Annotated in this window: 6 protein-coding genes and 2 tRNA genes; 5 read left to right on the top strand and 3 right to left on the bottom strand. The window is 36.5% G+C overall.

Going from position 1 to position 7,996, the window contains the following annotated elements; genetic code table 11:
• Window positions 1-165: 165 nt before the first annotated feature.
• From FXX65_RS09005 to FXX65_RS08995, 3 genes are all read left to right on the top strand, one after another.
• Window positions 166-239, top strand: a tRNA-Asp gene (locus tag FXX65_RS09005).
• A 34-nt stretch (window positions 240-273) separates the two neighbouring features.
• Window positions 274-346, top strand: a tRNA-Pro gene (locus FXX65_RS09000).
• Window positions 347-1,392: 1,046 nt separating this feature from the next.
• Window positions 1,393-2,115, top strand: a complete 723-nt coding sequence (locus FXX65_RS08995; protein ID WP_147615988.1) for a helix-turn-helix domain-containing protein — start codon at window positions 1,393-1,395, stop codon at window positions 2,113-2,115.
• 81 nt (window positions 2,116-2,196) lie between these two features.
• Here the strand turns inward: FXX65_RS08995 and FXX65_RS08990 are convergent, their stop codons facing one another.
• Window positions 2,197-3,660 carry a nicotinate phosphoribosyltransferase gene (locus FXX65_RS08990; RefSeq protein ID WP_147615987.1) on the bottom strand — a complete coding sequence of 488 codons (1,464 nt, stop codon included), beginning with the start codon at window positions 3,658-3,660 and terminating at the stop codon, window positions 2,197-2,199.
• Between the two features lie 369 nt (window positions 3,661-4,029).
• Here FXX65_RS08990 and FXX65_RS08985 point away from each other — a divergent pair, with 369 nt between their 5' ends.
• A complete protein-coding gene (locus FXX65_RS08985) occupies window positions 4,030-4,419 on the top strand; it encodes a C-GCAxxG-C-C family protein (RefSeq protein WP_147615986.1) in 390 nt (129 codons plus the stop codon).
• 78 nt (window positions 4,420-4,497) lie between these two features.
• Here the strand turns inward: FXX65_RS08985 and FXX65_RS08980 are convergent, their stop codons facing one another.
• Window positions 4,498-7,080 (bottom strand): heavy metal translocating P-type ATPase, encoded by a 2,583-nt coding sequence (locus FXX65_RS08980; RefSeq protein WP_147615985.1) that lies wholly within the window; start codon window positions 7,078-7,080, stop codon window positions 4,498-4,500.
• 33 nt (window positions 7,081-7,113) lie between these two features.
• Window positions 7,114-7,464 carry a metal-sensing transcriptional repressor gene (locus FXX65_RS08975; protein WP_147612780.1) on the bottom strand — a complete coding sequence of 117 codons (351 nt, stop codon included), beginning with the start codon at window positions 7,462-7,464 and terminating at the stop codon, window positions 7,114-7,116.
• Between the two features lie 191 nt (window positions 7,465-7,655).
• Here FXX65_RS08975 and FXX65_RS08970 point away from each other — a divergent pair, with 191 nt between their 5' ends.
• A complete protein-coding gene (locus FXX65_RS08970) occupies window positions 7,656-7,976 on the top strand; it encodes a glutaredoxin domain-containing protein (protein ID WP_147615984.1) in 321 nt (106 codons plus the stop codon).
• Window positions 7,977-7,996: the final 20 nt, after the last annotated feature.

The following is a 7,996-nucleotide window of genomic DNA, read 5'->3' as shown; positions in this document are numbered from 1 at the left end:
CCCCTTATTATAGATATAATATTTAATTTTATCATTCTGACTGTAGTGGTGTCAATTAAACATCTGTGCCTTGTAAAATGTTTAAATAAAACTCGAAAAAAAATATATTTTTTAAATTTCCCTATTGACCAAAATAAGTATTTTTTGATAGTATGGCAACATCACGCGGGCATAGCGAAGCTGGTTATCGCGCTGGCCTGTCACGCCGGAGATCGCGGGTTCGAGCCCCGCTGCTCGCGTAGCCCTCTTTTTAGAGGGCTTTTTTTATGTCCACGGGTATTAGCGCAGCTGGTAGCGCACTAGCTTCGGGAGTTAGGAGTCGGCGGTTCGAATCCGCCATACCCGAAGATTTCTTTATAAAAAATCAAATGAATTCCGACAAAAAATTGTAATGTAAACAAAAAAAATGGATTCGAACCGTCAAATCAGAGACGAGAAATTTGAAACAATAAAGATTTGTGGCTTTGATAATGTATTTGCAATAAGCGATGAATGATTTGAAAGGCAGAATCCGCCATACCCGAGAATTTGAAATAAAAAAAAATATGAATTCCTGACAAAAAATTGTAATGTAAACAAAAAAAATGGATTCGAACCGTCAAATCAGAGACGAGAAATTTGAAATAACCAAGATTTGCAGTTTTGAAAAAGTATTTGCGATAAGCGATGAATGATTTGAAAGGCAGAATCCGCCATACCCGAGAATTTGAAATAAAAAAAATATGAATTTCTGACAAAAAATCTTATATAAACAAAAAAATGGATTCGAACCGTCAAATCAGAGACGAGAAATTTGAAACAATAAAAATTTGTGGCTTTGATAATGTATTTGCGATAAGCGATGAATGATTTGAAAGGCAGAATCCGCCATACCCGAGAATTTGAAATAAAAAAAAATATGAATTTCTGGCAAAAAATCTTATATAAACAAAAAAATGGATTCGAACCGTCAAATCAGAGGCGAGAAATTTGAAATAACCAAGATTTGCAGTTTTGAAAAAGTATTTGCAATAAGAAATGAATGATTTGAGATAGAAAATTATTTTTAGGTCGCACCTCCTGTGCGACTGCGACAGGGATTGGAGTGGCGGCGAAGCCGTCGACCGCAGGAGCGTAGTGACGAGGACGATGGAGCGATAGCGGAACCACGCAAAGCCCGGTTTTTGCGAAACGCAAGTGGAACAAAAAGCCGCCCATAAGATAAAAAATACCTTATAATCGATTTTTTTTCTCTAAAATCTCCACTCTGAACGAACAAAAGTGGTAAAATTGAGAAAAGTTATAACTTATTGTTATTAAAAAGGTGTATTTTTTTATCTTTTTGCACGAAAATTTAATCAGTTGCACAACACGGTTTTACTTCAAATAACCTTTTAGAAGGAGTTATGTAGAATGGAGCTTTGTTTTTTAACTAAGGAGAAAAATGTTTGCCGTCTTATAATGGATAGGCTGGAATCAAAAGACTGCCACTGTTATATGCAAGACGATTGGATTTATCTTTACAAGAGTTTGCAATCGTACAAATGCAGCATCGATATGATTATTTGCGATTTTCAGGTGATGGGGTGTGCTTATTTTAATCTTTTTGAAGTTATTGCAGAAATGGGCAAAAAAATTCCTGTAATCTACTATAACGATCCTTTGCCGAGTGATGCTGAGCGAATTGAACACTGGATTAGCCAAAATGAGCTTTGCTATTCTTCCAAATTTGAATCTGTATATCTTGATATCTTAAACTCCTTGAACAAAATTGTAAGCGATCCGTCTATTAAAAGGCATATCGCTCTCATGCAGCCTGCTGTTCCTGTTGGATTTAAAACTTTTAAGCAAGGCACAGAGTGTAGGGAAATTGACCTCAATCAGTTTAGAATACGAAATTCCTTGAGTCCTTCGCTTTTTAGGCTTTTTGTTTTTATGTATAAAAATCGCTCCAAAGAACTTTCTATAAAAAGAATTGAACGAGCTGTATTTGGAGGAAAATTCGATTTTTTTGATCGAAAATCTTCCGTTTATTCGTATATCTCTCGATTGCGCAAGTCGATTGAAAATGATTCTTTTGTAAAAATCGACATAATCCGTTGCGACAAAGGTTCTTATCAAATGATTTTATATTGAGTTTTTAGTTTTTCAAAAATCGAAAAATAGCACTTTGTAGAATGATTTTTATACTGTCGAATTCTGTCTGCATAAATCTGCTTATTTTCTTAGTTTTTCTATAAAGTCCAGTTTTAGATTTTTTAGGTTTTCCGTAAGACTTACCTTATAGATATGAGGATTTAAAATTCTCTTGTAAGAAGCATCTAAAGTTTCTATTTGTTGATGTAAAAGTTGTTGTGCTTTTTTCAATTCTATTTCTGGATTTTGCTTTGGAACAATTCTGTTGCCGTTTTGTACGACTTTGTGAAGCAGAGGTTCAACCTTTGCCGCTTTAAAAGAGAACTGCCTGTAATCTACCATAGGATGAAAATATCTGTATTCTTTTCCCACTTCGATTTTTTCATTTTCCAGTGCGATTATGTCTGCCTTTGCGTTTCCTTGTTCATCGTAGAGCCTGTAGACATTTTTTACACCTGGGTTTGTATTTTTTTCCGGATTATCTGAAAATTTCATTGCAGGAATATTTTTCCCTGTCGTTTTATCGAACCTTGCAGCAAGTTTGTAAACTCCTGTAAAACTTGCTTCATTTCCGCCTGTTACCATGTGAGTTCCCACGCCCCAACTGTCGATTGGAGTTTTATCTTGAACTAAGGTTTCTATTATCTCTTCTGTAAGTTCGTTTGAAACTGTAATTTTTGCCTGAGGAAATCCTGCTCTATCTAATTCCTTTCTAACTTCTTGGGTTAAATAAGAAATATCTCCAGAGTCAAGCCTTACGCCAAAGTTATATCCTTGTTCAACGAGTTTTGCGCCTGCTTTTATAGCATTTTTTATTCCCGATCGAAGGGTGTCGTATGTATCTATTAAAAAAACTGATTTGGAAGGATAAATTTTTGCATAAGCATTAAAGGCTTCTAATTCTGAAGGGAAAGCCATAATCCAAGAGTGTGCCATTGTTCCCATAACTGGAATTCCATAGATTTTACCTGCCAGAGTGTTGGATGTTCCTGATGCCCCTCCTATAAAACTTGCCCTTGTTGCGCTCATCGCTCCGTCAAAACCTTGCGCACGCCTTAACCCAAATTCCATTATTGAGCCTTTTTTGCTTGCGAGCCAAATTCTTGTGGTTTTTGTTGCTATTAAACTTTGAAAATTTATCTGGTTTAGGATGAGTCCTTCTACAATTTGTGCTTCTATGAGCTTTGCGTGAATGCGTATTATTGGCTCTTGCGGAAAAATAACTGAACCTTCTTTAAACGCATACATATCGCCTGTAAAGCGAAAATCTTTTAAATAGTCTAAAAATCCTTGTTCAAAAATTCCCTGCGATTTTAGATATTCGATGTCATCTTCTGTGAACGAAAAATCTGTTATCGCATCCAAGAGAGTGTCTAAGCCTGCAAAAACTGAAAAACCACCGTTAAACGCCTGCCTTCTGAAAAACATATCAAAGACAACGTCATGATCCATTTCATTTTTCCAGTAGCCTTGTGCCATTGTAAGTTCGTAAAAGTCGGTAAAGAGTGCATTTTTAATATTGCCGTTTTCAATTCTTTCTTTCATTTTAATTCTCCAAAAAGATAAGTTTGGTTTTATAGATGAAAGTGTTCTTCAGCGTTTACCAACTTCATAAGTGATAAAAACCAGCTTTCAAATTTTAATAATTGTACGGTATTAAACCTTTTTTAGTCAAAGATAAAGTGTTTTTTTTAGATATAAAGTAAAACTGAATTTCATAATTCTGGTAAAAATCTTGAAACATTGTGATTGCGAGTTTGAAACTCTATAAAAATTGCTCAAGCAAAATTGAAAACCTTTATAAATCTCTGATTTTTATTTAATCGTTTATGGCAGCAGCGAAAGCGGAGTATATCTCGTAATCTTCAAATTCTTTTTTATTTTATCGTATACTTGCTTTGTGAGGTACAAATTATGGATATTCAAGAAAGGGCGGAACTCGCTGCAAATTTAAAAAAATCTGGAGAATGCAACTGCACTCAGGCTGTTTTAAAAGTTTTTAAAGATGAAATTCCTGTTGATGAAAAAACTTTGCTTGCAATGGCTCGCGGTTTTGCAGGCGGAATGGGTTGCTTAGAAAGCACTTGTGGCGCTTTGATTGGGGCTGTTATCGCTTTGGGTGTAATTGGCGGAGAAAAAGCAAGCCCCAGAGAAGCGGCGAAGATTCATCGCGCCTTTGTAGAAAAATGTGGCGATTCAATTTGTAAAAATTTAAAAGGCGTTGGAACAGGAAAGGTGCTTTGCGACTGTGGCGACTGTGTTAAAAATGCGGTTATAAGCCTTTGCGAAGTAACAAATATCTAAAATGTAAAAATGCATAAAAATGCTCCAGTTTTGCCCTGACAAAAGCAGCTGGAGCATAAATCGATTTTTTTTTCAGTTTTATTTTACAAGTTTGTAGCCTGCATCCGTAATCGCTTTTTCAAATTGTGAATCCGAAACTTCTTTTGAAAGTTTTACAACTGCACTCTTTTTTTCGTGGCTTGTTGTTGCAGATTCAACTCCGTCGATTTTTTCCAAGGCTTCTTTTACATGCCTTTCGCAATTCTGGCACATCATGCCTTCGATTTTTAATGTTTTTTCCATTGTGGACTCCTTTGTATTGTTTTTATCTTTGTTGTTTTCAATTATAAAACTTTTTGGTTCAGGATTTTTTATGCTTTTATAATGTTTTATATTTTTTACTCTAAAAAAATTTAATCGTAGAGCATTCATGACAACACAAAAACTTGAAAGGCTCATTGCGGCCGCTCCAAACATAGGATTCATATCCAGGTTGAAAAGATGATGATAGGCACCTGCTGCGATTGGAATGAGTATTATGTTGTAAAAAAATGCCCAAAACAAATTTTGATGAATATTCGTCAGAGTTTTTCGGCTCAACCTGATAGAAGTTGCAACGTCGGTAAGCTGGCTTTTTACAAGAACCACATCCGCAGCGTCTAAGGCAACATCAGTTCCAGCTCCTATTGCCATGCCTGTATCTGCAAGCGTAAGCGCTGGAGCATCGTTTATTCCGTCGCCAACCATGCAAACGCTTCCTTTTTCTTTGAGTGCTCTTATCACTTTTTCCTTGCCGTCTGGCAGAACGCCTGCAATAACTTCTTCTATCTGAGCATTTTTTGCTATTGCAAGTGCTGTCCTTTGGTTGTCGCCTGTTAGAAGAACTACATTCAGACCCAAGCCTTTTAATTCTTGAACTGCCTGAACGCTATCTTCCTTTAGAACATCTGCAACTGCAATTATTCCAAGCAGTTTTTCATCCTCAACAAAAAACAGAGGAGTTTTTCCTTGTGAAGAAAGCTCTTCCGCTTTTTTTTGCATTTCATTTTCAATCGAATTTGAGCAGACTTTTGAAATGTATTCAAAATTTCCGCCAGCGATTTTTTTACCGTCTAAGGTTGCACTCAAACCGTATCCTGGAAGGGCGATAAAATCTTTTACTTCTTTTAATTCGATTTTTTCGTCTTTTGCTTTTTGAATGATGGCCTTTGCAAGCGGATGCTCACTTTTTGATTCAAGGCTTGCCGCTTTTTTTAAGAATGTTTCTATATTCGAATCTTTTGAATTTTCATTTAAAACTATGTCTGTTACGACAGGTTCACCTTTTGTGAGAGTTCCAGTTTTATCCAGAGCGACAATCTTTGTTCTTCCTGCCTGCTCAAGCGAAGAGGATGTCTTAAAAAGAATTCCGTTTTTTGCTGCAACTCCGCTTCCGACCATTATTGCTACAGGAGTTGCAAGTCCTAGTGCACACGGACAAGAAACAACCAGAACGGCGATTGCGTGCCTAAGTGCAAACGAAAATTCTGCTCCGACAAAAAGCCAAATTATAAAGGTAATAGTTGCAATTAAAATCACAACAGGAACAAAAACTCCAGAAACCTTGTCTGCAATTTTTGCTATCGGTGCTTTAGTCGCTGCGGCATCGCTTACCATGCGTATTATTTGTGAAAGCGTTGTATCTTCTCCAACTCTGCTTGCCCTGCATTTTATAAAACCTGTCTGATTTGTCGTTGCGGCAGAAACTTCATCGCCTTCTTTTTTATCAACAGGAATCGACTCTCCTGTCAAGGCGGATTCATTTATCGCTGTATTGCCTTCAATTATTATTCCGTCGACTGGAATATTTTCTCCTGGGCGAACGACAAAAATATCCTCTTTTCGAACATCTTCAATTTGAATTTCAACTTCGTTGCCATCTCGTATGACAGTTGCTGTTTTTGGTGCGAGTTTCATCAGGCTTTTTAAAGCGGAAGTTGTGCGGCCTTTTGAAACGGATTCTAAAAGTTTTCCTATTGTGATCAGCGTTACAATCATAGCGGCACTTTCAAAATAAAGATTTTTCATATAATGAAGAATTTTTTCATTGTCGCCGTTCATGACAGCTGCGCTCATTCCAAAGAGCATTATCGTGCTATATACGAACGAAACTCCAGAACCCATTGCAACAAGGCTATCCATATTTGGAGAAGCGTGAACGAGACTTTTAAAACCGCTTACAAAAAATTTTTTATTTATCAGCATTATCACTGCGGATAAAATCATCTGCAAAAGTCCTATTGCAACATAGTTTGTTCCACCTTTTGTAAACCACGACGGAAGCGGAAAATTCAGCATCGCTCGTCCCATGCTCACATACATAAGTGCCAAAAGCAGCACGCTAGAATAGATGAGCCTTTTTACGAGGATTGGGGTTTCTTTATTTTCTAGCAATTTCTCTGTTTGGTTTAAAGAAGAAGATGAAGTTGATTTTTTTTCGCTATCGTTTAGAGGCTTTGCATCGTAGCCTGCATTTTTTACAGCTTGGATTATTTCGTTTCCGTTTGCATTTCCTTCTACACCCATGGAATTTGTAAGCAAGCTTACCGTGCACGAAGAAACACCTTCTACTTTTGAAACTGCTTTTTCGACTCTCGCGACGCAGGCGGCACACGACATTCCAGAAACTTCATATTTATCCATAAAATCACCTCCGATAAGAATGATTTGTGTATTTTATTTCATGAGCTTTTGCAAAGTTGCAACAAGTTCATCTATTATCCCTTCCTTGTCATTTTTTATGTCGTCTATGACGCAGGTGCGCAGATGGCTTGCAAGCAAAACTTTGTTAAAAGAGTTTAAGGCAGAATTTACCGCAGAAACTTGAATCAAGATGTCGGGACAGTAGCAATTATTTTCCAGCATTCGCTTAATTCCTTTTATCTGTCCTTCTATCCTGCATAGCCTGTTGGTAAGATTTTTGTATTCGTCATAACCTCTTTGCGTTTTTCTTTTTGAACAGCAACAATCGTTTACGCTTTCAAGCGACTGTTCATCTTTGCAGTAATTTTTTGTTAAGGATTTCATAAATATATATCTCTCTCCGATATTTTACCCCTAGGGGGTATTGAACTCTTTGCTCCGAATATTATATCTTATTGAAGTACAGGTCAATATTAAGGAGTCCTGGCTCAAAAAAACTTAAATTAAAAAAAATTACAAAATAACGATTTGCTGTTTTTATACAGAAATCGCAAATAATCTATAAGGAGAAACTTATGATAAAAATCTACGGAAGCAAAATGTGTCCTGATTGCAGGGCGTGTGAATTCAATTTTAAAAATTACGGAATTGAATACGAATATCTGGACGTAACTGAAAGTTTAAAAAACTTAAAGCAATTTTTAATCTACAGAGATAGCGATAAAATTTTTGACCGTTTAAAGGCGATTCACGATATAGGTCTTCCAGCGTGCGTTGGAGATGATGGAAAAATTTTTACAGACTGGGAGTCATTTTTAAAAGAAAAAGGTTTAAAAGTTCTTACGGAAGAGGGCGTAACTGTTCAAGCGTGCAGTCTGGACAGAAAAGGTTGTTAGCAATAACGAATACTATATAT

It is taken from the genome of Treponema pectinovorum (assembly GCF_900497595.1).
In the GTDB taxonomy this organism is placed as follows: Bacteria; Spirochaetota; Spirochaetia; order Treponematales; family Treponemataceae; genus Treponema_D; species Treponema_D pectinovorum.
This window is presented reverse-complemented; position numbering and strand designations above follow the sequence as displayed.